This is a genomic window from Oceanobacter antarcticus (assembly GCF_044962685.1).
GTDB lineage: Bacteria > Pseudomonadota > Gammaproteobacteria > Pseudomonadales > Oceanobacteraceae > Oceanobacter > Oceanobacter antarcticus.
Window position 1 is genome coordinate 25,917 of the sequence record NZ_JBBKTX010000012.1, and the last position, 24,163, is coordinate 50,079.

Below are 24,163 nucleotides of genomic sequence, written 5' to 3' on the forward strand. Positions count from 1 at the left end.
ATTTTTTATAAATTAGTCGTTGGTGTTGCTGCGGATGATCAGGCTTGCCATGCAACCGCAACCGTCGCCACCCGTTCTGCTACAGAGAGGAGACGCACACCCCTTTGGCAGGGGGCGTCGATAGAGTGTCTGCAGATAGAGTGTCTGCTTCAAGCGCCAGCAGCGATTTCTTTAATCCGCTGCACCATGGCGCGGATACCGTTACCACGGGTAGGACTGAGGTGTTTGATCAGGTCAATATCAGCAAAATAGCCATCAATATCAAATGCGAGAGCGTCAGCGGGCGTTTTGTCATTGTAGGCACTGAGCACCACGCCAAGCAGGCCTTTGACGATATGAGCGTCGGAATCGGCTTCTAATACCAGCTTGCCGTCGATGATGTCGGAGTCGATCCACACCTGACTTTGGCAACCACGAATCAGGTGTTGTTCGGTTTTTTTGTCGTCTGGCATCGATGGCAGCTGCTTGCCGAGCTCGATGATGTATTTGTAGCGTTCCTCCCAGTCGTCAAAAAAGCCGAGGGTATCGAGGATGTCGTCAGTGGTAATGTCGGTGCCAAAGGGATTCGGGGTCAGGCTCACGGTTATCTCCTCAGGCTGGTTCAGCCAGTTCGGTGTTTAGTGTTTCAATAAAGCTGCGGATGCGTTGAGCGGCTTCGCGGCATTCTTCCACGCTGGCGACCAGTGCCATGCGGACGCGGCCAGCGCCGGGATTGATGCCATTCACGGTGCGGGAAACGTAGGAGCCGGGCAGTACGGTGATGTGCTGCTCGGCGAACAGGCGCTGGGCAAACAGGTCATCGGCAATCGGGGTTTTTAACCACAGGTAGAAGCTGGCGTCGGTTTGCTGGATGTCGATGACTGGCTTGAGTATCTCGATAAAGGTGTTGAATTTCTGCGTGTACTGGCGGCGGTTGTCTTCCACGTGGGCTTCGTCGTTCCAGGCGGCGATGGCGGCCATTTGGGTCTGAATTGGCTGGGCACAACCGTGGTAGGTGCGGTACAGCAGGAAAGGTTTCAGCAGTTTGGCGTCGCCCGCAATAAAACCGGAGCGCAGGCCAGGCAGGTTGGAGCGTTTCGACAACGAGTGGAATACCACGCACTTGTCGTAGTCGTCGCGGCCCAGTTCGGCGCAGGCTTGCAGTAGGCCAACCGGAGCTTCTTTGCCATCGACCCAGAGCTCGGAGTAACACTCGTCCGAGGCCACAATAAAGTCGTATTGGTCGGCCAGTGCAATCAGTTCCTTGTACTGCTCAATACTCAGGGTCGAGCCGGTCGGGTTGCCCGGTGAGCAGACAAACAGCAGTTGGCAGCGTTCCCAAACGTCAGTTGGTACGGAGGCATAATCGGCGTTAAAGCCGGTTGCTTCCATACAGGGCAGGAAGTAGGGTTCGGCACCCGCGAGGTAAGCTGCACCTTCGTAAATCTGGTAGAAGGGGTTCGGGCTGAGCACCAGCGGGTGTGGCTGAGTACGATCGACGGCGGCCTGGGCGAAGGCAAAGATGGCTTCGCGGGTGCCGTTGACGGGAATAACCTGGGCCACAGGATCGATGCGATTGAGGGTGAAGCGGCGCTTGAGCCAATGGGCGCAGGCTTCACTGAGTTCTGGCAGGCCTTTGGTGGTGGGGTAGTTTTCCAGTGCCTGGATGTTGTCGATCATGGCCTGTTGCACAAAGGCCGGAGACGGGTGTTTGGGTTCGCCGATCGATAGGGATATATGCTCCAGTGCCGCATTAGGGCTGACAGCTGCTTTCAGTTTTGCAAGCTTTTCAAACGGATAGGGCTGGAGTTTGCTCAGGTCTGGATTCATGTGGCACCAACAAGGACAACGACAAGGACAACGACTGGCAGTAATCGCTACCGTGAAAAAGTGTGGGTGATTATACCCACTGCTCCGGGAAAGAGCAGGTCATTATGACAAAAGTATGGCGCTTGCTGCAGGGCGCTGGATGTGAACCGGACGGTTGTCTGGATACAAAAACGGAGCCGTGAGGCTCCGTTCAGTGATAAGCAGGGTGTAGCGGTTATCAGTCGGCTTCAATTCCAACTACTAGCCAGGGGGCGTTGTCGATCGACATATCGCGCTCCAGATGCCAGGTGTCGAATATGCCATCTTCGGAGTGGTCACCGTTATCACGGCTGCGGCCACGGAACAGGACGCTGATTTGACGCACGGAGCCGTCTTGTTCTGCCCGTACGATGTCGGCCGCAAGATCGAGTACTTCGGTCTGTGGTGGCGCATCGGCCATGGCGGTACGTTGTTGGGCCAGTTCGGCGTACAGCTCGGGGGCAACGTATTCCTTGATGGTGTTCATATCACCGTCGTTCCAGGCTTGTTGTACCTGGCGATAATGATCCAGTGCACCGCCAATAAAGGCGATCTGGTCAAAGTCGTCTGGCAGGTTGACCGGTGCCTCGTTGCCTGTAGGGGTCATCATGGCACTCAGATCGTTGCGCTGGGCCACGGTGTCGGGTTCACTGGCTGCAGCCTGGAAGGGTTCATGTCGTTGATGGCCCGCCGCTTGTGGCTGCGATTGGGGCTGTGGACGTCGTCCGGCAAACAGTTTGAACAGTACAAACCCCACCAATGCCAGCAACAGGATGTCCATAAACTGGATGCCATCAAATGCACCGCTGCCCAGCAGGTAGGCAAACATGCCACCGGCGAGCAGGCCACCGAGCATACCGCCCATCAGACCAGTTTTACTGCCCGCTGTTTTGCCTGCAGGTTGAGCATTGCTGACACCGGGTTGATCTTTTTGAGTGGAAGAAGGGGCTGCCGATTTTTTCTGGGCAGGGGCTGTGGAAAAGCTTTTACCAAAGCCGCCGCCGCCAAATTTTTTACCTGCCTCAGCCGGTTGTACCAAGGCCAACAGCAGAAAAACCGTCGTAAACAGGGACCAGAAGGACTTCATAATAACCTCTGTGAATGTCGTCTTTGCCAAATCGGACGTTACTTTACCAGAATAACCCGGTGTACGAAGTCTGAAAGACGATCGTGGTGAAATTTGGTGAGATTTAAAGGGCCACAACCAGAATGTGTCCTGGCAGAGTGTGTCCTGGGTTGCCAGAAGCTGTGGCTGCCAATCACCGGGTCATTATTGATCCGGTTCGCTGCTGACGAGTTCCGCCAGCAGTGGCAAGTGTGTGTGGTATTTACATGCAAATATAAATGATAAATAATATTATTTGCATTTGATAAGGATATCAAAGTCTCAATCACCCACTAAGAGCACCGATTCATGACCAAGTTCAACCGCCGTTCTACCCTTCTGAATGGGATGTATCCCTGCCTGACTCCCGCCTGTCTGACGCTCGCTACCTGCTTGTCATCTGTCGTTGTGGCGGATGATTCGTCTGTTATTGAACTTGAAGCCGTGGTCGTTACCGCAACGATGAGTGCGCGCCCGATTGAAACTGCACCTGCCTTTACGACGGTTCTGGATGCTGAAGCGATTGAAGCGGCACCTGTGGACAGTCTTGGTGATCTGCTGCGAGCGAATGCAGGGTTGAACAACCTGACGGATGGCAATGGCCGGGATGATATCCAGATTCGTGGTCTGGACGGTGATTACACCATGGTGTTGGTGAATGGTAAGCGGGTGTCGTCTGGCGGTGCTTTTGCCAAGGGAACCGACGTTGATTTCAATTCCATTCCGGTAACTTCGATTGAGCGGATTGAAGTGATTCGTGGGCCGATGGCGGCACTGTATGGCTCGGATGCGATTGGTGGGGTGATCAATATCATCACCAAAAAATCGGCGGGCGACTGGCGCGGCAGTGTCAGTGGCGAATACACCGTGGTCGATTCGGGTGAAGACGGTGGCCGTTATCGTCTGGGAGGCACTGCAATGGGTTCCCTGAGTGACCAGGTGAGCTTGTCGGTTTCCGCAGACCAATACAGTCGCGAAGCCTGGTATGCCAATGACGATGACGATGTGCCGGATCAGGAAGAAAAAACCGCCAGCAACCTGACATCAACGCTGACGCTGGATTTGAACGAGCAGCAAAGTATTGATATCGATTTTGGCTACAACCAGGATAAGCGGCCCTACCAGGCCTATAGCAGCAGCTCGTATCGTGAGCAGGAAATCAGTCGTTACGACCTGGCGCTGACACATACCGGATTATGGGACAGCGCATCAACCACCGCCTACATCAAGTACGAGCACAGCGATGTCGACGATTTTAATACCAGCTACGTGACCCCCCAGCATCACACCAAGGAATCCAACCTGTATGCCAAGGCTTACGGCAATACGGCATTTGGAGCCAATGACCTGGTGGCCGGGGTGGATTACCGCCATCAGGAGCTGGAAGACCCGATCAATTATGTTGCCACCGGCAAGTACAGCATCGATCAGGTGGGTGTTTTTGTGCAGGATGAAATTGCCCTGATGGAGGCGCTGACACTGACGCTCGGTGGTCGTTGGGATAATCATGAAATTTTTGGTGGCCACTTTTCTCCCAAAGGCTATCTGGTGTACCAGTTAAACGATGCGGTGACTCTGAAAGGGGGAATCGGCAAAGCCTTCAAGGCTCCAGACGGACGTAAGTTAAGCCCGGAATACAACGAGATCAGTTGTGGTGGGGGTTGTTATATTCCCGGTAATCCGGATTTGACGCCAGAAACCAGTATCACCAAAGAGCTGGGTGTTGAAGTGCGTCAGCCTGACTGGGCCTTGAGCGCGGATGTGTTTGATACGGAAGTGAAAGACAAGATCGAGCGTGAGCTGGGTGCAGCAGATGACGATGGGGTGTATCACCCGATCTGGGTCAATCTGAGCAAGGTAACGTCCAGGGGGTATGAATTGAGCGGTGATCTGGATGTTGCCGATCATCTGGCCGTCAGTGGTAACTACACCCGCCTGAGCGTCAAGGACGGTGATGATGCGGTGATTGAGTATCGCCCCGAGCATCAGGCGAATCTCGCTCTGAAAATGCAGGCAACAGATGCCCTTAGCGCCAGCCTGAGCGTTAATTATGTGGGAGGTATGACCTACTCCTTCTGGGCCAATTCCCAGACCAATGTGCACAAACTGTCGTATTACCGTACCGATCTCGGCTTCCTGATGGATCTGAACGAGGCAGTTCGACTGAAGTTTGGCGTGAATAATATTGGCGATACCAATCTGGATAATATGGATTCCCATATCACCACCGTGGAACTGGGGCGCAATTATTATCTGGGCGGCACCTACAGCTTCTGATGGACATCCTGATGATCACGACTATTTTGCTTATCGGCCTGACCATACTGGCAGTTGCCTTGCTGTATCTGTGCCTGCCCAATCAGCGCTGGCTGTCACAGCCGTTATCCAAGGCGTTCTGGCCGATTGTACTTGCCGCGCTGGGTGTGTCGTTGCTGGGCTGGCTACTACTGCTGTCGCCGCTGGCCGCAATATTGAGCTGGCTGGTGGTGATCATGCTGGCGCTGGGGTTACTTCCGGCGCTGTTTTTGCTGCGTCGGAGGGCTGACTGATGTCGTCACGTTCTTTGCGTTATGACTGGTGGTCAAAGAGCCTGAGTGGTGTGGTCGCCGGATTTTTGTTGGCACTGGGTATTAGTGGTCTGTTTGCCTGGCTGGGGCCAGGGGGTATCGCTGCGGCGAACAAGGTGCAGTTCAATATGTGGCTGATCGTACTGGTCTGGTTACCAATATTGACGACGGTATATCTGTTTCGAAGCGGCGCACGGGCCTGGCTGATTCTGGGGGGGCTGGCATTAGTCAGTCATGTCGCGTTGTACTGTGTCCGCTATGGAGCCATGTTATGAAAAACGGCTTCAAGGTGCGTGGTGATGTATTAAAAATGTACAAAACCTTGCATACCTGGGTGGGCATTAGCTCCGGGATGTTGTTGTTTATCGGTTTTTTTGCCGGTGCATTAACCATGTTTGAAGAACCTGTTCAACAATGGTCAGAAGCGCTGGATCAACAAGTCGTACCGACATCAAGACTGACCACTGCCGAACTGGATTTGCTGGTGGGTCAGGTGCTGGAACGGTATCCGGCAGCCCGGCATGAACTGACATTACAGCTGGGCGACCATCCGCCGGGCAACGCCCCGGTATTCTGGAACGAGGGAGAGGGGGATCACCATCAACTGAACTTGTCGGCTTCACGTTGGCAAGCCAGTCTGGATGAAAGCGGACAATTGCAGGTGCAGCAGCAGACTCCTGGCCAATTGGGTGAGCTGATTGATCTGCTTCATCGCAGCGCCGGTATACCTGGGCAGCTGGGACACGAGCTTGTTGGTGTGTACCTGATGGGAGTGGCCGCCCTGCTTTACAGCTTGGCGCTGGTGTCAGGTGTCGTGCTGGTGTTACCCACGCTGTTGCGTGATTTTCTGATTCTGCGCCCGGAAAAAAGCCGCAAGCGTTTCTGGCTAGACGCTCATAATCTGATCGGCATCACCAGTTTGCCGTTCCATCTGGTGATTGCCGTTACCGTGGTGGTATTTGCCTTTCATGACCTATTATATGGTGCCTTGAAAGGCGTCGTGTACGGTGAGCAAGCGATGTTTGGGCCGCGAGCCGTGGCCACGGCGCAGCCGCTCAGCGAGTTGCCGCCAATCAGCCAGTTGCTTGCGCGGGTACATGAACAAGCACCGGGTTTTGACGTCAAGGCGGTTGAGTTGATGAATCTGGAGTCGGCGCGGGCGATGGCCAGAGTGGCGGTTACTCATGACGCTTACCTCACCCGTGGCGCGCGCGAGGGTTACGTCATTCTCAATCCGTATACGCTGGAAGTCACCAATACCAGTGTATTACCGGGACAACAGGATGGCTGGAGTGTGCTGGTCAGCAGTTTCTTTGGCATGCACTTTGGCAGCTTTGGTGGCACACCAGTGAAGTGGCTGTACTTTGTGTTGGGGATCAGCGGTGCATTTGTGTTCTACAGCGGTAATCTGTTGTGGATTCGGAGTCGGCGCAAAAAAGACGGCAAAGCCGATTTGCCGATGTCCGCGCAGTCCCGCTCGGTACGCTGGATGGCTAATGCCACAACAGGGGTTTGTCTGGGAGCCATCGCCGGGGTTGCGATTGCCATGGTCGTCAGTAAAACATCAGCAGGGTTGCTGGGTAGCCATAATAATCAGGCCAATGTGCTGGTGGTCTGGGGTTATTACCTGACCTGGTTAGCCTGGCTGTTGTGGGCATGTATACGTGGCAGTGAGCGTGCTGGACATGAGTTGCTACAAGCAACGGCGATTTGCGTCTTGTTGATTCCGACCTGCAGTCTGCTGCTGGCGTTGCTCGGGAACACCGCAGCGATCTCTGCCCATGGCGCGAGTCTGGCCGTGGATCTGGCGGCGTTGCTGGTCGCCGCGATGATGCTCTGGTTTGATCGGCGGGTACGTCAGCGTACGTTGTTGTCTGGTACTGCACCTCCCAGGGCAACGAGGATAACGGCAGAGTAGATTTCCCCATGCTTTATTGGTCAGAAACAGCACTGCGGTGGGTGAATTGAAATAAGTTCTACGGGTAAAGTTATTAGTAAGGTTATGGGTAGAGATGTTGGTAAGATTATTGAAACTTGTTTTCTTATTGCCTTAATCTATTAGCGGGAGAGTAAAATGTCATTATCCCTGATAGTCCATACTGATTAATCTGACTGTGTTGATAGACAAACAGAGGATTAGCCATGAATAGTATCTTTCGTTATATCGCCGTGGTTTCCCAGCTTGAAGCAGGTGCGACCCGGCAATCTCAAGCGCGCTCTGCTACACCGGCCCCACAATCGGGCCGCTGCCCGACTCAGGGGTGTAACTATGCGGATAACTACTACGGTGATCAGCAGTGTGGTGTGGTGAACAAGCCTTAGCCAGCTCCAGCGTACCGCCCGCTCGTCGCCGTCCAGAAAGTGGTTACGAGCGGATAAGCAGGGCTGGCCGGATCCATGGTCGCTGAGAGTTCGTATGATTAGTTGTTTGCTGGCGTACGCCAGTCCTGGATAGGGACGGTAGAAATACTGTTCTTCGGCGAGCCATCGACCATTTTGTCGGAGTACACCAGGTAGATCAGCGTATTACGCTTACGGTCAAAAAATCGCACCACTTGCATGGTCTTGAACAGCAAGGAAGTGCGTTTGGTGAATACCTGTTCACCATCGTCAAGAGTATCCAGAAAACGGATCGGACCAATCTGACGGCAAGCGATGGAGGCGTCTGACGTGTCTTCCGCCAGCCCGAGTGAGCCACTGATACCTCCAGTCTGGGCGCGGCTCAGATGGCAGGTCACTCCCGCTACCTTGGGATCATCAAACGCTTCTATGACTATCTTGTGGTTTTTTCCAATCAGTTTGAAGGCGGTGTCGACTTCGCCGACCATCTCTGCGTGTGCTGTGGCGGAGATGACCGCGATCAGGCCCAGCAGTATTGGACGTAATAAGTTGGCCATAGTTGTTGGTACTCCGATGTAGTGGGTCGTTTGGTGTGCTTGGTCGTATACAGCATGACAGCAGACTCAGTAGTGGTAGGTCATAAAAACACCAAGCGAGTCGCCGTTAAAGGTCTGTCGGTCTGAATGATAGGTGGCGGATTTATAGGCCAGTTCAAAGCGCATCGCTCGGGTCACCTTGTATTCAATAAAAAGCCGTGGGCTGAGGGTATTGTCCAACGCCGTCCGGGTACCATCCCTGTCCTTGATGCTATGGGCTATATCGATGTGCAAACCGGCACCGGCTGCCCACCGGGGATAGTGATAACCGGCATCAAGCTGCATCACCAAGCCCTGACTATTACCTTCGCCGCCCTGGTACAGAATACCCAGTCGTGCCCGTGTTTCGATGCGACGGCTGGCGGGTATGGCGTAACCGCCATACAAAATTGCACCAGCTCCGGCATTGTACGGCTCGCCCTGTTTATTTTCGGCGACTTTTTCACCGCCAAAATCCATTCCCAGGCCGATTTCCCAGCCCCGGTGCAAGTAGTTGGGGGCGGACTCGGTTCGGGCTGGAATGGCCAGCTTCAGGGTCGGGGTATCGGTGGTCAGGTAGCTGCCTTGCTGGAGCACCGTCTGATCGGTCACATAGCTGTCGCCTATGATCAAACGCTTGGTTTGCGGTTGCTGCGTCAGCGTACGTCCCAACCATTCGGCATCCGTAAACACCACCAGATAGCGGGTTTCAGGATCTACTTCCAGCTGGAGGTAAACTCCTTCGTTGCGGCTGCTGGTGTCGCTGATCAGTACGGGATTGTTGTAGATTTCCAAGGCATCAAATTGCGCATCGAGCAAAATCACGGCTGGATAAAATACGGTTTGTTCTTCGACCAGTGATTGCAAATCCATACGGATGTTGCGGTCGTAGTGCGGCAGCTCCAGGCCGGTTGCCAATACATGATGCTGACCCAGCAGCATGGGTTCCGTGGTTGGGATCAGTTCACCCTGAAAGCCATATACCAGACTGTGGTAGTGAAGCGTTGGCAAACTGGCTAACCAGTCAATCGGCGAGGGTATTCCATCGCTTTTTGGCGAGTTGTCCATGACCGGGTCACGGCTGGTTCTGTTGTCCGACTCTTCGTTGGCCGCCAGCGCCACACCGTTAAGCAGCACGCCCACTAACCCTGAGAACAGGGGAAACACATACTTCATTCAGGCTCCTTGTCGGTAGACAAACCATAACGCCCGCGACTGTAGCGCAGAGCGTTATCCCGGAGCCAGTTGAATCAGTCTGATCGGTAGAGTGAGAGGGTCAGGATAGCTGTTTTTTAAAGAAATTTTCTGTCCGTTCCCAGGCGATATCGGCTTGCAGCTCATTAAAGCGTGGGGTGGAATTGTTGTGGAAGCCATGACGGGTACCTTCATAGCTGTACATCACGAAGTCTTTTTTGTGGGTTGTCAACGCCGCCTTGTAGCCTGAACGCATGGCATTGATACGCGGATCGTCCTCAGCGTAATGAATCATCAGTGGTGCCTGGATGTTGGGTACTTCATGACTCTCTGCGGCGCGACCGTAAAACGGTACTGCGGCATTCAGGTCAGACCCCATAACAACCGCCAGCTGGTTCACGACGCCACCGCCATAACAGAAACCGGTTGCCCCCAGCTTGCCGCTGGACAGTGGATGAGTTTTGACAAAACGGGCACTGTTCAACATATCGGTGAACAATTTTTCCTGATTCAGGCTGGCCTGTAACTGTTTACCGTCGTCGTCATTCCCTGGATAACCCCCGACGGGTGATAATCCGTCCGGTGCCAGTGCCAGAAACCCGGCGACTGCCAGGCGCCGGGCGACATCTTCTATATAGGGGTTGAGGCCACGGTTTTCATGAATCACTACCACGGTCGGGAAAGAACCCTCTCCCACAGGTTTGACCAGATAACCTCGCATGCGACCCGACGTCCCGCCAGAAGAGTCGTAGTCTATATAGGTTGCCTTGATGCGATCATCGGTAAAGGAAATCGTTGCCGCCTCGGCATAACGGGGCAGGAGTGCCTGTGCCATGGCCAGACCGGAGCCGGTGACCAGAGTGAGAGCTGCAGCACGAGAGAGAAAATCTCGCCTGCTCATGCCTGAATGACAATATTCGTCGTATAAATCGTAAACCTGTGGATCGATAGGGTCATTATTCATGGCAGTATCCTGCGCAGGCCGATGTTGTTGTAACGCCGAATCGCAGTGGATAAATCGGTGGCTGAATGGTTCCTTGTCATCGATAAAAAAAATGCATGAGCATAAAAGGTATTCACTATATAAGAGCGATTCGGTCAGTGTGGGATCACAATGTTCAGATTGCGGGTATTAGTCCATAACTTTTGTGTGGTTATTGGTGTTGATCCGGATGCCCCCTGATTTTGTGATAGGGTGTGTCACCACAAGCCTGAGCTGACATACCCTGTGTCGGTTTTGATTCGCGTGTGCTGTGACTCACGCCGGATCTTCATGAATAAACGTAAAACGGCAACTGCGATAGCAGCCATCAGCACAGGTCAGGATAATCAAGCCTGGTTATCCATGTGGCGTAACGACCAGATTGAGTTTCATCAGGATGCGGCGAGTCGTTTACTGGTAAACCATTGGCCCAGGCTGGGGCTGGCAGACAACAGCCGGGTGTTTGTGCCGTTGTGTGGCAAAAGCCTCGATATGCTGTGGCTGGCGCAACAGGGCTATGACGTCGTAGGAGTAGAACTCAGCCAGGTTGCTGTTAAAGCGTTTTTTGTCGAAAACCAGATTGATTACCAGCGCAGCCGGGCGGGTGATTTTATCTGCTGGCGCAGCGAGCACATCACCATACTCAGTGGCGACTTTTTTCAGCTGACGATGGCGCAGCTGGGCCATATTGATCTGGTGTTTGATCGGGCATCCCTGACCGCGCTGAATCCGGCGATTCGTGGTCTCTATGTGCAGCACATGCATGACATTTTGCCAGCCGGGCAATGCCCGGTCTATCTGCTGACAGTGGAAGACCCGGACGAACAGGAACAACCTTTTGATATTGATCAGGAGTTGTTGGCGCTGTATCAGACGACGTTTGAGATTGAGGTGATTCAGGCAGAACGTAGCCAGATAGACATGCCGTTGCCGGAGGCTGCCGATATCACGGATACCAAGCTGTATCGGCTACTGCCGAAGTAATTGGTCATCGGCTTCAGCGGTTATTCAAACTTGTCCCGTGCTTTGGCCCAGGGATCAATTTTGCGGCTGTCAGGTGTTGTTGACGACGTTGTTGATGGCGTTGTATTGCGGGAATGGCCAGTGCCGCTGTGTCTGCCATTGTTACCCTGGCGCGAACGAGGCCCTTTGCCATGTTCCGTGGCCTGCTTTTCACGTTTTTCCCGCAACCGATCAGCATCTTCCAGGCTCAGAACTGCAGGTTCCCCTGGTGCCTGATGGGCGGGAATAATCCGGTCTCTGGGAGGCAGAGCAAACTGGGTGGATGAAGCCTTGGGCAAATTCTTGAACTGATACAAATAAAAGACCTCAACCTTTTCTCTGGCCCAGGTGGTCTTTTTCAGAAACTTCACACTGGCATCAATCCCCGGATTGGTTTTGAAACAGTTGATGTTCAAATACGCAAACAGAATATCAAAGCCGTAGTGCCCCACCAGCTCAACCAGCATCTGTTTTAACCCTACGCCATGCAGTGGGTTGTTTTTGTAATTGATTTCGTCGTTCATGAACCATCCGGTAAAAGCGTGAAGGCCGCGATTGTACCTGTTGCGGTGTCGAAAACCCATGCTTGAACCGGGTACGCCCAGTAAGCCCCGCCCCGTCTATGTCTGCTCTCAGATGCAGGCGCGGGTGGTTCCTGCCCTGGTTGGTCATGTTGCATAGCAATGAAGGTCGTCGGTCTGCGGCAACGTCATTGCCCTTGCTGTGGCTCTGAGCGACAATGCGCGCCTTTATATGACACAGCATATGGCACAGCAGCTGCCAGGAGAGTGATTTCCATCGACAGGCTACCGGTCTGCTATCCTGTGCTTGCTAACATTGACACAATCAGGAGTCGTAACATGACCTCTCGTACCGAACTGGCTAACGCCATCCGTGCATTAAGTATGGACGCTGTCCAGAAGGCCAAAAGTGGCCATCCAGGCGCCCCAATGGGCATGGCTGATATCGCCGAGGTACTGTGGAACGACTATCTCCAACACAACCCGAACAATCCGGAATGGGCTGACCGTGACCGCTTTATCCTGTCCAATGGTCATGGCTCCATGCTGATTTACTCGCTGCTGCACCTGACTGGCTACGAGCTGTCCATTGATGACCTGAAGAGTTTTCGTCAACTGCACAGCAAAACGCCAGGTCACCCCGAATACGGCTACGCCCCGGGCATTGAAACCACCACCGGACCTTTGGGTCAGGGCATTGCCAATGGTGTTGGTATGGCGGTAGCAGAAAAAGTATTGGCCGCCCAGTTTAATCGCAAGGGCCACGACATCGTTGACCACAACACCTATGTCTTTATGGGTGACGGTTGCATGATGGAAGGTATCTCTCATGAAGTCTGTTCTCTGGCCGGTACTCTGGGTCTGGGCAAGCTGGTCGCTTTCTACGACGACAACGGCATTTCTATCGACGGAGACGTTGATGGCTGGTTTACCGACGATACGGCTGCCCGTTTTGAATCCTATGGCTGGCAGGTCATTCGCCACGTGGACGGCCATGATTCCGAAGAAATCAAGATGGCGATTGACACTGCGCGGGCCAATATCGAGCAACCAACCCTGATCTGTTGCAAGACCATCATTGGTTTTGGCTCGCCTAATAAAGAAGGCAAGGAAGATTGCCACGGTGCGCCATTGGGTGATGATGAAATTGCTCTGACGCGTGCACGGCTGGGTTGGACACATGGCCCGTTTGAAATCCCGGCCAATGTGTATGAAGGCTGGAGCGCGAAAGCAAAAGGTGCCGCCGCCGAACAATCCTGGAACGACAAATTTGCTGCCTACGCTGTGGCTTACCCGGAACTGGCTGCTGAATTTGAACGTCGGATGAAAGGTGAATTGCCTGCTGACTTCAGCGTGAAGGCGGCTGCCTACATCACCGAATGCCAGACCAGGGGCGATACAATCGCCTCTCGTAAAGCATCCCAGAACACACTGAACACGTTTGGTCCGCTGCTGCCGGAACTCCTCGGCGGTTCTGCTGACCTGGCCGGTTCCAACCTGACCTTGTGGTCGGGTGCCAACGGCATCAGCGCTGAAGATGCCAGCGGCAACTATCTGTTTTATGGCGTGCGTGAATTTGGCATGAGCGCCATGATGAACGGCCTTGCATTGCACAAGGGCTTTATTCCTTACGGCGCTACCTTTCTGATGTTTATGGAATACGCCCGCAACGCTGTGCGTATGGCGTCGCTGATGAAGCAACGCGCTATTTTTGTATACACCCACGATTCCATTGGTTTGGGTGAAGATGGCCCTACCCATCAGCCGGTAGAACAGGTTGCCAGTCTGCGTAATACGCCAAATCTGGAAACCTGGCGCCCATGTGATACGGTTGAAAGCGCAGTGGCCTGGAAGTCGGCGGTAGAGCGTGCAGATGGTCCATCAGCACTGGTATTCTCACGTCAGAATCTACCTCATCAACAACGCACCGCAGAACAGGTTGCCAATGTGGCTCGTGGTGGCTATATCCTGAAAGAGTGCGCAGGTACCCCGGACGTGATTGTGATTGCAACCGGTTCAGAGGTCGGGCTGGCGATGGATGCGGCGGCGCAGATTGCCGACAAGGCCGTTCGCGTGGTGTCCATGCCGTGTGCTGAAGTGTTCTGTAAACAGGATGCCCAGTACATTGAATCCGTATTGCCCGCTGCCGTGACAGCACGCGTTGCCGTTGAGGCGCTGCATAAGGATTACTGGTACAAGTTTGTTGGCTTGCAGGGTGTCATTGTTGGTATGGATACGTTTGGGGAGTCTGCACCGGCTGCTGATCTGATGGCACACTTCGGTTTCACCAGAGACAAAGTGGTTAATTCTATTAATAGCCTGGTCTGAGAATCTATCGGGATCTGCTGAGCTTCGATAACAGATCCCGAATTGTCCGATCCTGCGGGGGGGATTGGTTGATGCTTTTATTGATGGTTGGCATCATCAACGACAACTTTTAGTCTTTATTCCGAAATTTTCCCAAGGTAGTATCAGGCTGGTCAACAGGTGCTATTGTGCTCCCCCTCTCAGGATCCGATAGTACTTGTTGGCAACCCACCTATTTTGTAGGTATAAGCTGTAAGGACACATAATGGATGAATCAATAGTCAGCCCATCTGCCAAAATCAGACAGGATAGTCATACTTTTCAGTTTGAAAAGTTCAGTATTCGTGGTGCAACCCATAACAGCACTCAACTGACCGTATTCCCTTCGGGAGAATGGAAATCGGTCAGCAATATCAGTACTCATGTTGCCTCTTTTAAACCCCGGCTAAGTCTTTCCATCGAGTTTTTTTTACGGGATACCGGCATGACGATTCCTGTTGGCAGTGTTCCTGATGACTGGAGTCCCAAGCATCTGTGGAGTACCACTTTTGCCAAGCAGCAGAATCGCACCGTTTCCAGCTCTGGCAAAAGCGAGTTTATTGCTGATAAATTTGAGACTCTGGCCCACAACGCGGAATGTAAACTGAAGTTACGTATTCAGCGTCGTTCTGGCTTGTTGAGCCGGTTTTTCTGATTAGCTGTTTTTTGAGATTGAACGTAGCCAAAGCCTCATATCATCCATGCTGACGGGAATTACGTGCCGTGCTGTTCAGCGGCAAACATGACAAAATCCTGCTGCAGCACAATGCGGTAGCGCGGCTTGCCTGCTTCCAGATAGCCCAGGGCTTGGTTAATTTCACTCATCGGCATGACTTCTGTTTGCGGCAAGATGTCGTGGCGAGCGGCAAATTCGAGCATGGTCTTGATGGTACCAGGACTGCCCACTTCAGACGCCATCACCGCTCGTTGACCAATCAGATTGATATCCAGCGGTTCCAATAATACCCCCAGCAACACCAGCTTGCCCTTGGGTTTGAGTGTAGCGATGTAGCGCCGCCATTCAAGTTTGACATTGACGGTTGAAATAATCAGATCAAAGCGGTTTTTTGCCTCTTTCAGCGCTGCGCTATCGCGGCTGTTGATAATTTCGTGGGCACCAAAGCGTCGGGCCTCATCGGCTTTGTCGGGGGAGGAGGTGAAGGCGGTGACTTCGCAGCCCCAGGCTTTGAGAAACTGCAGCGCCAAATGACCGAGTCCGCCGATACCAATCACCGCAACTCTGGCGGTAGGTGATAACTGTTGCTGCATCAGCGGGTTAAAGGTTGTGACGCCAGCACAAAACAGTGGCCCGGCCTGTTCCATGGGAATAGCGGCTGGTATCGCGATCACACTGCTGGCTTCGGCCCGCACACGATCGGCAAAGCCACCGTGTCGACCAACAATGGTTTCTTCAACGGCATAACACAGGTTGTGGTCGCCGTTCATGCAGCATTCGCAGGTGTGGCAAAAACCGGATTGCCAGCCTAGCCCGACAATATCACCGACGGCGAACTGGGTGACCAGATCGCCGGTTGCAGCAATGCGACCGACAGCCTCATGGCCGGGAATAAAAGGGTATTGGCTGACGCCCCAGTCGTTGTTGATCATGCTCAGATCGCTGTGACACAGACCGCAATACTCAACGGCAATCTCGACCTGATGACTGCCTAATGGCCCCGGATCGTATTCATAAGGACGAAGCTCTCCACCTGCTTCAAATACCGCGTAACCTGTAATCATGAACTGCTCCTGTCGAATATGAGTCGGTGTATTTTGACCTTAATCGACAATCACACTATCAGAGAATGGCAAGTTTTTAATGGACGTCCGGAATCCCTCCCGATAGCGGTGTGAGCACGGTGTTCACTGACCGGAGTTTGCCGTACAACATGGGCGTGGGTACGGGAGGGCACAGGACGTAAGGGAAATACGCCCGCGTTATGAGTGAACAGCGGTGAGCTTGGTGCCGTTAAACCTTTGAGGCAGTTTCGAGTATGTCCGGTCGTGTGGCGGCAAGCTTGGCGTTGAGATAACGCAAACGGCGGCTGATTTCACGCAGCATGTTCATCTGGATCAGGGTGAATTGCTCGAGATCGTATTGGTACAGCTCGTATAAGGCCGCTGCTGGCAGCTCCAGTGCATCGCAGTCGGTAATGGCACGTACCGTTGCCCCGCGGGGGTTCATATCGACAACGGCCATTTCTCCAAAGCTGTCACCTGGCCCTAGTTGGCGCAACTGGCGCATTTCATCTCCACACTGTTTCATCACTTCGGCGTTGCCTGTTTCCAGTACAAAAATCGAACTGGCGGGATCGTCTTCGTAAAAGAAGGCCTGTCGTGCCTGGACTTGTCGCTGGATGCAGCGGCTTTCGATAAAATTGATGGCATCGGCACTGAGTGCGCCAAAGATAGGCATATTCTGAAGTAATTTCAGACGTTGCGGACTGAGTCCGGATGTTTCCGGTGAGCATTGACTGGCAGAGTCATGAATCATGGCGATCACTTGTGACTGGAACCTGTTAGCCATGGTACTGCCAGGCAGCGGTCAAAGGAAAGCGGAACTGTGTCACGAATCACTATGGTCTTAGACGCTGACGGCAAGAACCGTTAGCGTCTGCTTTTTGCGACCGTTGAAGTCAGGCTCCGAGACGAGCATACAGCTCGGATTCATCCCGGGGTGCCGCAATCAGGTCGTCCAGTTGTTGTGGTGCCTGAGTGACCTTGTGTTCGGAGTTGATCCCCAGTTTGCGGAACAGCGCCTGATCCTTGTTGGCCGCCGGGTTAGGCGTGGTCAGCAAGCATTCGCCGTAGAAGATGGAGTTGGCTCCGGCAAAGAAACACATCGCTTGCATTTCCTCGCTCATTTCCTCGCGTCCAGCGCTTAATCGCACATGGGACTTTGGCATCAGGATACGGGCAACTGCAATGCTGCGGATAAAGTCGAGTGGATCAACGTCAGCTGCATGTTCCAGTGGCGTACCGGCTACTTTGACCAGTTGGTTGATGGGCACTGAATCCGGGTGTTGGGGCAGGTTGGCCAGTTGTTGTAACAGGCCAGCGCGATCACGCTGGCTTTCGCCCATACCAAGAATGCCGCCGGAACAGACTTTCATACCGGCCTTACGAACATTGTCGAGGGTTTCGAGGCGGTCGCCGTAGGAACGGGTGGTGATGATTTCGCCGTAATAGTCAGGCGAGGTATCCAAGTTGTGGTTGTAATAATCCAGCCCGGCTTGACCCAGGCGGCTGGCTTTGTCTTCGTCGAGCATGCCCAGGGTCATGCAGGTTTCCAGGCCGAGTTCCTTGACGCCTTTAACCATTGCCAGTACGTACGGCATGTCTTTTTCTCGTGGCGAGCGCCAGGCGGCACCCATACAGAAGCGGTCAGAACCGGCGGCCTTGGCGGCTTTGGCTTTTTCCAGTACGGCTTCCACTTCCATCAAGCGTTCTTTCTCGAGACCGGTATCGTAGCGGGCACTTTGTGGGCAGTAAGCGCAGTCTTCCGGACAGGCACCGGTCTTGATCGATAGCAGTGTGCTGACCTGTACCGCGTTCGGGTCAAAGTATTGGCGGTGAACCGTCTGGGCCTGAAACAGCAAGTAGTTAAACGGCTGGTTCAGCAGTGCCTGTATTTCGTCCAGGGTCCAGTCGTTACGAATGGCAGCGTTGGCTGGCTGCGAGGAGGACTGAAAGTTGGCTGCTACGGCACTGCCCATGGCGGTCTCCATTTGGCTGATTCGGGTAAGGGATGCTAATAGTGCGGGTTGCCAGGGCTGCAGGCAATTTGGGGCCGCTGTTATGCTGACTATTGTTCAAAAAATGTTCGTCAGTCAGCTGTGGCTGTCATGCTACGACACCAGCACGGCAACAGATAAATCCTGGCAGCAAAAGATCTCATCGGCGGCTGCCTTCAACGTGCTTCCGCTCGCGGTCGTCAGCGCTGTATTCGTTATCTGGCGTGAGATCGGCAGCTGGAAGTTGCGAAGCTGTGTGATTCAGCTAAACCTGTATGAGGGAGAGTTGATCATGTATTCAATCAGGAAAACGCTATGAACCAGCGACGCTACACCCGAGTGCCGTTTTTGCGCCGCGCCCAGATAGAAACCAGGGGTCAGCGTATGGAAGTTCAGTGCCTGGATCTGAGTTTGCGTGGTGTATTGCTAGCCCGTCCAATGGAATCCAATTGGGCGTTGGAACAATACATTCAGTTTGTCCTGACGCTGGATGATCAGAATCAGATTGTGATGGATTGCTCGGTTGCTCATATCGATGATGATGTGGTTGGCTGTGCCTGTGATTCATTGGGGTTGGAGAGCCTGACGCTGTTACGGCGGGTGCTGGAGCTGAATTTGCCGGAGCCGTCTCACGTGCAGCGTGAACTGGCTGAACTGATCCGGGGCGACAAATACGCTCACGGCTAAATTGTGTATCTGACGTCAGTTTGGGTGTCAATTCGCGGTATAGTAACGCCTTCGACGCCAGCCGAGGTTTGCCATGTACTATCCGTTTCTGAATGATGTTCCTTTTTTGTCTGCTATTGGCAAAGCCGTCTGTGTGGGCCGTAATTATGCTGCTCACGCCGCCGAATTAAATAATCCTGTCCCTGAACAGCCATTGTTGTTTATCAAGCCTGCTGACGCCATCGTGGCGATGGAAGGGGAAATCGCGATCCCGGTTGATGCCGGTGCCGTGCATCACGAATTGGAAATCGCCCTGCTGATCGGGCAGCCGTTATCATTCGCCAATCATCAACAGGCATTGGCGGCAATCGCCGGAGTTGGTTTGGCACTGGATTTGACGCTGCGGGATGTTCAGGATGGCTTGAAACAGAAAGGCCACCCCTGGGAGCGTGCCAAAGCGTTTGATGGTGCTTGCCCGGTTTCCCGCTTTGTGGCAGCAGAGCAAGTGAATGACTGGGCCGATCTGAATGTGTCGCTATTGCGTAATGGCACCATGCAGCAGCAAGGTAGCAGTGCGGCGATGCTGTTTCCGGTGGCTGACTTGCTGGTTGAAATCAGCCAGCACTTTACTCTGAACCCTGGCGATCTGGTATTGACCGGTACTCCGGCTGGAGTGGGGCCGCTTGAGCCAGGCGACCAGTTAACGGCGACCCTGCAAGATTGGTTGTCGGTCTCGTGCCAGGTTGTGGCGCGACAAAATGCTGAAGAGCAGGGAGGTAAGTAATGGCTTCTTGTGATGCCCCTGGTTTGCAAACGTTGGACGAAGCACTGGAGCAAATCCTGTCGCAGTTGTCGCCGCTGCATGAGCAGGAATGGATTCCATTGTCACAAGCTGATGGTCGGGTGCTGGCAGCTGACGTTCAGAGTTGCCTGGATCTGCCTCCGGCAGACAATTCCGCCATGGATGGTTATGCCGTGCGGGTGGAGGATCTGACAGAGTTTGATTGGCTCACCATTAATCAGCGCATTCTGGCGGGAGACGCCATTACCCAGCCGATTTTGCCGGGTGAATGTGCTCGTATCATGACCGGTGCCATGGTGCCAGAGGGAGCGGATACCGTCATCATGCAGGAAGATGCCGAGCTGGGTGACAACGGCAAGGTACGTTTTCTGGCTGCGGTAAAACCGGCCGTCAATATTCGTCATCGAGGTGAGGAAATAGCCTCTGGTGATACCGTGTTATCAGCCGGGCGGCGTTTACGGGCGGCAGATATTGGTCTGCTGGCGAGCCTGGGGATTGACCGTGTGGCGGTGTGTTGCCGGGTGAGAGTTGCGATTATGGCAACCGGAAACGAACTGGTGGCCCCCGGACAAGCATTACAAGCGGGACAGATTTACGAGTCCAACAGTCAGGTGCTGGCCGCACTGCTGGTGCGGCTGGGTTGTACGGTCATTCACTTTGGTATTGTGCCAGATGACCCGCAGGCATTACGCCTGGCTTACCAGAATGCTGACAATCAGGCTGACCTGGTCATTGCATCCGGTGGCGTCTCGGTTGGAGAAGCAGACTTCAGCAAGCAAGTATTGGATGAACTGGGTCAGGTGGGGTTGTGGAAGCTGGCCATTAAGCCAGGCAAGCCCTTTGCGTTCGGCCGTTTAGCTAATAGCTGGTTTGCCGGTTTGCCGGGTAATCCGGTATCCACCATGATTACCTTTGATCAGCTGGTGGTGCCGATGCTGAAAAAACTGGCTGGAGAAAAGACACCACCACGATTAAAAATGCGCGCCCGATTAACCTGTGGGTTACGCCGTCGACCTGGACGTCTGGAATTTCAGCGGGCGGTGGTGTCAACCACAGCCGATGGCATACTTGCAGTGACACCTCTGGCCCGTCAGGGATCAGCGCTGCTGAGCACCATGGCGGAAGCTAATGCCTATATCCTGCTTGATGGGGATACGGCCAGCCTGGAAGAAGGTAAATATGTCCAGGTTGAGCTGTTTGACGGGTTGTTATCGTAGGGCCCGCCTCCGTGCGTGGCCGCAGTTAACATGTGCGCAAAATTCACCAGTGTTGCGGACAGCCACGTAGGGCCCGCCTCCGTGCGTGGCCGTGGTGAACATGTACATGGCTGTGGTGAGCATGTACGTGGTACCAGACGAAATCCTAGAACGGAATGTCGTCGTCAAAATCATCAAAGCTGTTGCCCGGCTGCGGTGCGGCTTGGGGGGCTGGCGCTTGCTGATAACCACCGGGTGATTGTTGCGGTCTAGATGTTGGCTGTTGCGGTGCCTGTTGTGGTTGTTGGTGCATCGGCTGTTGCGGCTGTTGCGGCTGTTGCGGCTGTTGCGGCGCAGGGGCCGGTTGTTGATACGGCTGCTGATAACCACCCTGCAGGTTGTGCATTGGCGCTTGCTGGGCTGGTTGTTGCGGCTGGCCATAGCCTTGTCCGCCCATTCCTCCTTGAGCCGGTGACGGAGCAACGGCCGGGTTCATCATGCCGGCTGCCCCTTGTTGCGGATAACCGCTGTTCATGCCACCGCCCATACCCCCGCTCATGTCGCCACCACCATTATTACGATTGTCGAGCATCATCATGTCGTTGCAGACGATTTCTGTGGTATAGCGCTTAACGCCGTCTTTTTCCCATTCCCGGGTTTTCAGACGCCCCTCAAAATAGGCCTTGGAACCTTTTTTCAGATATTGCTGAACGATTTCAGCCAGCTTGCCGTAGACCACCAGGCGGTGCCATTCGGTTTGCTCCACTTTCTGACCGGTTTGCTTGTCGTTATAGCTCTCATCGGTCGCCATTGTCAGGTTGGCAACGGCATTGCCATTAGGCATGTAGCGTACTTCAGGGTCACGGCCCAGAGTACCAATCAGTGTCACTTTGTTAACGCTGCGACCCATAAGATTCTCCTGTTGTATGTGTAATGGCTTGTGCCAGTTCCTGATCAAACTCGCTGGCCGTCACCTTTAAATAAACGGCCTGTTCTTCAGGTAATTCGGTCAGTTCGGCTACGCCGCTGAGCGCCAGCAAAGCTCGGTGTTGATATTGGGTTAATGGTTGTAGCAAGGCCAACCGCACGCTGGTGAGATGGCGGGGGGGAGGTGTTGCCACCATCAGCAGTCCCCATAACAACACAGCTGCGGCAAAGATGGCAAACACGCTGCTTGCCCCCCAATACGATAGTGCCCAGCCGCCAATGCTGCCCCCGGCAAAAGCCCCCAGAAACTGCATGCTGGAATAAATGCCCATTGCACTGCCCTTGGCTCCGGCCGGAGCTATTTTACTGAGCCAGGAGGGCAAGCTGGCTTCCATCAGGTTAAAACCGAGGAAATAGATCAGCATCAGTCCTGCCCATTGCCAGAGGGTGGCGGCTTGTGTCATGAGCAGCAGAGCGATCAGAATCAGGGTCGCTGCAATCAGCACAACATTTTTCATCTGGCGGCGTTTTTCTGCAATGATTATCAGTGGCACCATCAGGGCAAACGCCAGCAGTAATACTGGTAGGTAGAGGTAACTGTGCTGTTCTGCTGGCAGGTCAAGCCGGGTGAGCTGCAGTGGAATAGCGACAAAAATGGCCACCATCAAGGCATGAAGTACAAAAACGCCGATATTCAGCGGCCAGAGTGAGCCATTAGCCAGCTGCAATCGAACTTCGCTGAGTACCGCCACCGAGTCGCGGTGATGGGTTTTTGGGGGGGATGGTATCAGTAGCAGGGTCACGGCAATGCCCCCCAGTGCCAGCACGCCAGTGAGTGTAAAAATCAGCGATAATCCACCGATACTCGATAACCAGGGGCCCAGTACCAGAGCGACAGAAAATGACAGGCCAATACTGGCACCAATAAAGGCCATGGCTTTCATCCGGCTCTGTTCATTGGTGAGGTCAGTGACCAACGCCATGATGGCACTGGCAATGGCACCGCCGCCTTGCAGGGCACGGCCAATAATCAGGCCGTAAACGCTGTCAGCATGGGCAGCAATCAGGCTGCCTGCCGCAAAAATCAGCAGCCCGACAACAATGACCGGCTTGCGGCCAATACGATCTGACAGGGCACCTGCAGGAATCTGCAGTAACGCCTGGGTCAGACCATAGACACCCATTGCCAGTCCGAGGAGTTGGGGAGTGGCATCTTTCAGTGTCAGGCCATCCAGCATCAATACCGGAAGTACCATAAACAGGCCCAGCATACGCAGGGTATAGAGAGCGGCGAGTGATGCGATAGCGCGCTGTTGAGCAGATTCAGGTATGGCGGTCATGCGAAGTCCAATGAGAGGGCCCAGCCCTGGCTTCCGGGGTCGGTGACGGCAGTCGGGTTTAAAAAAGTGCGCTAGTTTAACAGGAATAACGATCCGTTTTCAGCAATGACGCATGGGAGCCTGTGCTTCTCGTTAAATTCCACAAAAACTTGCCAGCCCTACAGGCCAGCGCTCTTTTTTTGACCGGTTGTTAGGGTAGAATTATCTGAAACTGCTGCGGACAGGATGTCGCCCGTGGTGGTGAGGTTGAGTCAAGGAGAGACGTTATGCATCTGCAAGACGACGCGGGTAGGCGTCATATCCTGTTGTTCGGGCGCCAGAATCTGCAAAATACGGTGTTGCTGGCCTATATCCAAGGTCAACTGGGCATGCATAGCCAGCTTGTACATGAGCTGGTTTGGCCGCCAGCCTGTTTGCCTGCTGATGGACAAACGTTATTGATGTTTGACACCGATGGTGTCCGCCCCGAGCGCCTCGCCAAGGTGCTGGATACAGTCTATGAAGAAGATGACGACACCTCGCCTGCCATCGCATTGTTTAATGTTCCCCAGCGTCATGCCATGGAGTCGTTTGTTTGCTGGCCCAGGGTGTGTGCCTTGTTCTATCGCGATTCAACCCAACAGCAATTGATTCGGGGCGTAGAAGCTGTTTTTAAAGGGGAACTCTGGCTCCCCCGAAAGCTGGTGAATGCTCATCTTGAACGTACCCGGCAACGCCCGCGTGCATTTGAACCTCCTCCGGTGTCGCTGACCAGTCGGGAATCTGAAATTCTGCATTTGGTCGCGACGGGTGCGACGAATCAGGCTATTGCTGAAATTCTGGAACTCAGTACTCATACGGTGAAAACCCATTTGTACAACTTGTTCAGAAAAGTGGGCGTCAAGAACCGGGTGCAGGCAATTAATTGGGCCAAGGAACATCTGTCGGTCTGATGTATTTGGTCATGTATACCGATGACCAGGTAAGGGCCGCCCGATATATGGTTCTCTCCTTTGTCTCTGTTTTCAAAGCCGCTAAGCTGGGTGGCACTTGTGCAAGG

General features: G+C 53.8%; 25 protein-coding genes. 13 read left to right on the plus strand and 12 right to left on the minus strand.

Features of this window, described 5'->3' with window-relative positions:
• Positions 1–149 precede the first annotated feature (149 nt).
• The 3 genes from WG929_RS10830 to WG929_RS10840 form a co-directional block, all read right to left on the minus strand.
• The gene (locus WG929_RS10830) at positions 150–581 is read right to left on the minus strand and encodes a SufE family protein (RefSeq protein ID WP_369855558.1); all 432 of its coding nucleotides are present in this window, start codon (positions 579–581) and stop codon (positions 150–152) included.
• Positions 582–591: 10 nt separating this feature from the next.
• Positions 592–1,809: a succinyldiaminopimelate transaminase gene (gene dapC / locus WG929_RS10835; RefSeq protein WP_369855557.1), complete on the minus strand. Its 1,218-nt coding sequence runs from the start codon at positions 1,807–1,809 to the stop codon at positions 592–594.
• A gap of 217 nt (positions 1,810–2,026) precedes the next feature.
• The gene (locus WG929_RS10840; RefSeq protein ID WP_416206026.1) at positions 2,027–2,914 is read right to left on the minus strand and encodes a Tim44 domain-containing protein; all 888 of its coding nucleotides are present in this window, start codon (positions 2,912–2,914) and stop codon (positions 2,027–2,029) included.
• A gap of 327 nt (positions 2,915–3,241) precedes the next feature.
• On the opposite strand from WG929_RS10840, the gene WG929_RS10845 reads away from it, so the two are divergent.
• The 5 genes from WG929_RS10845 (at position 3,242) to WG929_RS10865 (ending at position 7,821) form a co-directional block, all read left to right on the plus strand.
• A complete protein-coding gene (locus WG929_RS10845; protein ID WP_416206027.1) occupies positions 3,242–5,209 on the plus strand; it encodes a TonB-dependent receptor plug domain-containing protein in 1,968 nt (655 codons plus the stop codon).
• A gap of 11 nt (positions 5,210–5,220) precedes the next feature.
• Positions 5,221–5,481: a hypothetical protein gene (locus WG929_RS10850; RefSeq protein WP_369855554.1), complete on the plus strand. Its 261-nt coding sequence runs from the start codon at positions 5,221–5,223 to the stop codon at positions 5,479–5,481.
• Positions 5,481–5,774: a hypothetical protein gene (locus WG929_RS10855; RefSeq protein ID WP_416206028.1), complete on the plus strand. Its 294-nt coding sequence runs from the start codon at positions 5,481–5,483 to the stop codon at positions 5,772–5,774. The genes WG929_RS10850 and WG929_RS10855 overlap by 1 nt, the downstream gene beginning before the upstream one ends.
• The gene (locus WG929_RS10860; RefSeq protein WP_416206029.1) at positions 5,771–7,417 is read left to right on the plus strand and encodes a PepSY-associated TM helix domain-containing protein; all 1,647 of its coding nucleotides are present in this window, start codon (positions 5,771–5,773) and stop codon (positions 7,415–7,417) included. Before WG929_RS10855 ends, WG929_RS10860 begins: the two co-directional genes overlap by 4 nt.
• Positions 7,418–7,641: 224 nt before the next feature.
• On the plus strand, positions 7,642–7,821 hold the full coding sequence (locus tag WG929_RS10865) for a hypothetical protein (RefSeq protein ID WP_416206030.1): 180 nt from the start codon (positions 7,642–7,644) through the stop codon (positions 7,819–7,821).
• A gap of 98 nt (positions 7,822–7,919) precedes the next feature.
• Here WG929_RS10865 and WG929_RS10870 read toward each other — a convergent pair whose 3' ends face one another.
• The 3 genes from WG929_RS10870 to WG929_RS10880 all read right to left on the minus strand — a co-directional run bounded on the left by WG929_RS10870 (position 7,920) and on the right by WG929_RS10880 (position 10,572).
• Positions 7,920–8,396, minus strand: a complete 477-nt coding sequence (locus WG929_RS10870; protein ID WP_416206031.1) for a CreA family protein — start codon at positions 8,394–8,396, stop codon at positions 7,920–7,922.
• 66 nt (positions 8,397–8,462) lie between these two features.
• A complete protein-coding gene (locus tag WG929_RS10875; RefSeq protein ID WP_416206032.1) occupies positions 8,463–9,590 on the minus strand; it encodes a MalM family protein in 1,128 nt (375 codons plus the stop codon).
• Positions 9,591–9,690: 100 nt separating this feature from the next.
• Complete coding sequence (locus WG929_RS10880) at positions 9,691–10,572, minus strand: dienelactone hydrolase family protein (RefSeq protein WP_369855548.1); 882 nt, start codon at positions 10,570–10,572, stop codon at positions 9,691–9,693.
• Between the two features lie 309 nt (positions 10,573–10,881).
• Here WG929_RS10880 and WG929_RS10885 point away from each other — a divergent pair, with 309 nt between their 5' ends.
• Positions 10,882–11,574 carry a class I SAM-dependent methyltransferase gene (locus WG929_RS10885; protein ID WP_416206033.1) on the plus strand — a complete coding sequence of 231 codons (693 nt, stop codon included), beginning with the start codon at positions 10,882–10,884 and terminating at the stop codon, positions 11,572–11,574.
• Positions 11,575–11,594: 20 nt separating this feature from the next.
• On the opposite strand, the gene WG929_RS10890 is transcribed toward WG929_RS10885, so the two are convergent.
• On the minus strand, positions 11,595–12,116 hold the full coding sequence (locus tag WG929_RS10890; RefSeq protein WP_416206034.1) for a VF530 family protein: 522 nt from the start codon (positions 12,114–12,116) through the stop codon (positions 11,595–11,597).
• Positions 12,117–12,452: 336 nt separating this feature from the next.
• On the opposite strand from WG929_RS10890, the gene tkt reads away from it, so the two are divergent.
• Both tkt and WG929_RS10900 read left to right on the plus strand, forming a co-directional pair.
• A complete protein-coding gene (gene tkt / locus WG929_RS10895) occupies positions 12,453–14,441 on the plus strand; it encodes a transketolase (RefSeq protein WP_416206035.1) in 1,989 nt (662 codons plus the stop codon).
• Between the two features lie 244 nt (positions 14,442–14,685).
• Positions 14,686–15,114, plus strand: coding sequence for a hypothetical protein (locus WG929_RS10900; protein ID WP_416206036.1), 429 nt, complete (start codon positions 14,686–14,688; stop codon positions 15,112–15,114).
• A gap of 59 nt (positions 15,115–15,173) precedes the next feature.
• Here the strand turns inward: WG929_RS10900 and ahr are convergent, their stop codons facing one another.
• The 3 genes from ahr to bioB form a co-directional block, all read right to left on the minus strand.
• Complete coding sequence (ahr, locus tag WG929_RS10905; RefSeq protein WP_416206037.1) at positions 15,174–16,199, minus strand: NADPH-dependent aldehyde reductase Ahr; 1,026 nt, start codon at positions 16,197–16,199, stop codon at positions 15,174–15,176.
• 229 nt (positions 16,200–16,428) lie between these two features.
• A complete protein-coding gene (locus WG929_RS10910) occupies positions 16,429–16,986 on the minus strand; it encodes a Crp/Fnr family transcriptional regulator (RefSeq protein WP_369855542.1) in 558 nt (185 codons plus the stop codon).
• 109 nt (positions 16,987–17,095) lie between these two features.
• Positions 17,096–18,175, minus strand: coding sequence for a biotin synthase BioB (gene bioB, locus WG929_RS10915; protein WP_416206038.1), 1,080 nt, complete (start codon positions 18,173–18,175; stop codon positions 17,096–17,098).
• Between the two features lie 82 nt (positions 18,176–18,257).
• Between bioB and WG929_RS10920 the strand changes: the two genes are divergently transcribed.
• The 4 genes from WG929_RS10920 (at position 18,258) to moeA (ending at position 20,878) form a co-directional block, all read left to right on the plus strand.
• Complete coding sequence (locus tag WG929_RS10920) at positions 18,258–18,512, plus strand: hypothetical protein (RefSeq protein WP_416206039.1); 255 nt, start codon at positions 18,258–18,260, stop codon at positions 18,510–18,512.
• A complete protein-coding gene (locus WG929_RS10925; RefSeq protein ID WP_416206040.1) occupies positions 18,509–18,880 on the plus strand; it encodes a PilZ domain-containing protein in 372 nt (123 codons plus the stop codon). The genes WG929_RS10920 and WG929_RS10925 overlap by 4 nt, the downstream gene beginning before the upstream one ends.
• 73 nt (positions 18,881–18,953) lie before the next feature.
• The gene (locus tag WG929_RS10930; protein WP_416206041.1) at positions 18,954–19,643 is read left to right on the plus strand and encodes a fumarylacetoacetate hydrolase family protein; all 690 of its coding nucleotides are present in this window, start codon (positions 18,954–18,956) and stop codon (positions 19,641–19,643) included.
• Entirely contained in the window at positions 19,643–20,878 is a 1,236-nt protein-coding gene (gene moeA / locus WG929_RS10935) for a molybdopterin molybdotransferase MoeA (protein ID WP_416206042.1), read from the plus strand. The genes WG929_RS10930 and moeA overlap by 1 nt, the downstream gene beginning before the upstream one ends.
• A 145-nt stretch (positions 20,879–21,023) precedes the next feature.
• Here moeA and ssb read toward each other — a convergent pair whose 3' ends face one another.
• Together ssb and WG929_RS10945 are read right to left on the minus strand one after the other, a co-directional pair.
• Positions 21,024–21,767, minus strand: a complete 744-nt coding sequence (gene ssb / locus WG929_RS10940) for a single-stranded DNA-binding protein (RefSeq protein WP_416206043.1) — start codon at positions 21,765–21,767, stop codon at positions 21,024–21,026.
• A complete protein-coding gene (locus tag WG929_RS10945; protein WP_416206044.1) occupies positions 21,751–23,124 on the minus strand; it encodes an MFS transporter in 1,374 nt (457 codons plus the stop codon). Before WG929_RS10945 ends, ssb begins: the two co-directional genes overlap by 17 nt.
• 266 nt (positions 23,125–23,390) lie before the next feature.
• On the opposite strand from WG929_RS10945, the gene WG929_RS10950 reads away from it, so the two are divergent.
• Positions 23,391–24,056, plus strand: a complete 666-nt coding sequence (locus tag WG929_RS10950) for a LuxR C-terminal-related transcriptional regulator (RefSeq protein ID WP_416206045.1) — start codon at positions 23,391–23,393, stop codon at positions 24,054–24,056.
• The last annotated feature ends 107 nt before the right edge of the window (positions 24,057–24,163 follow it).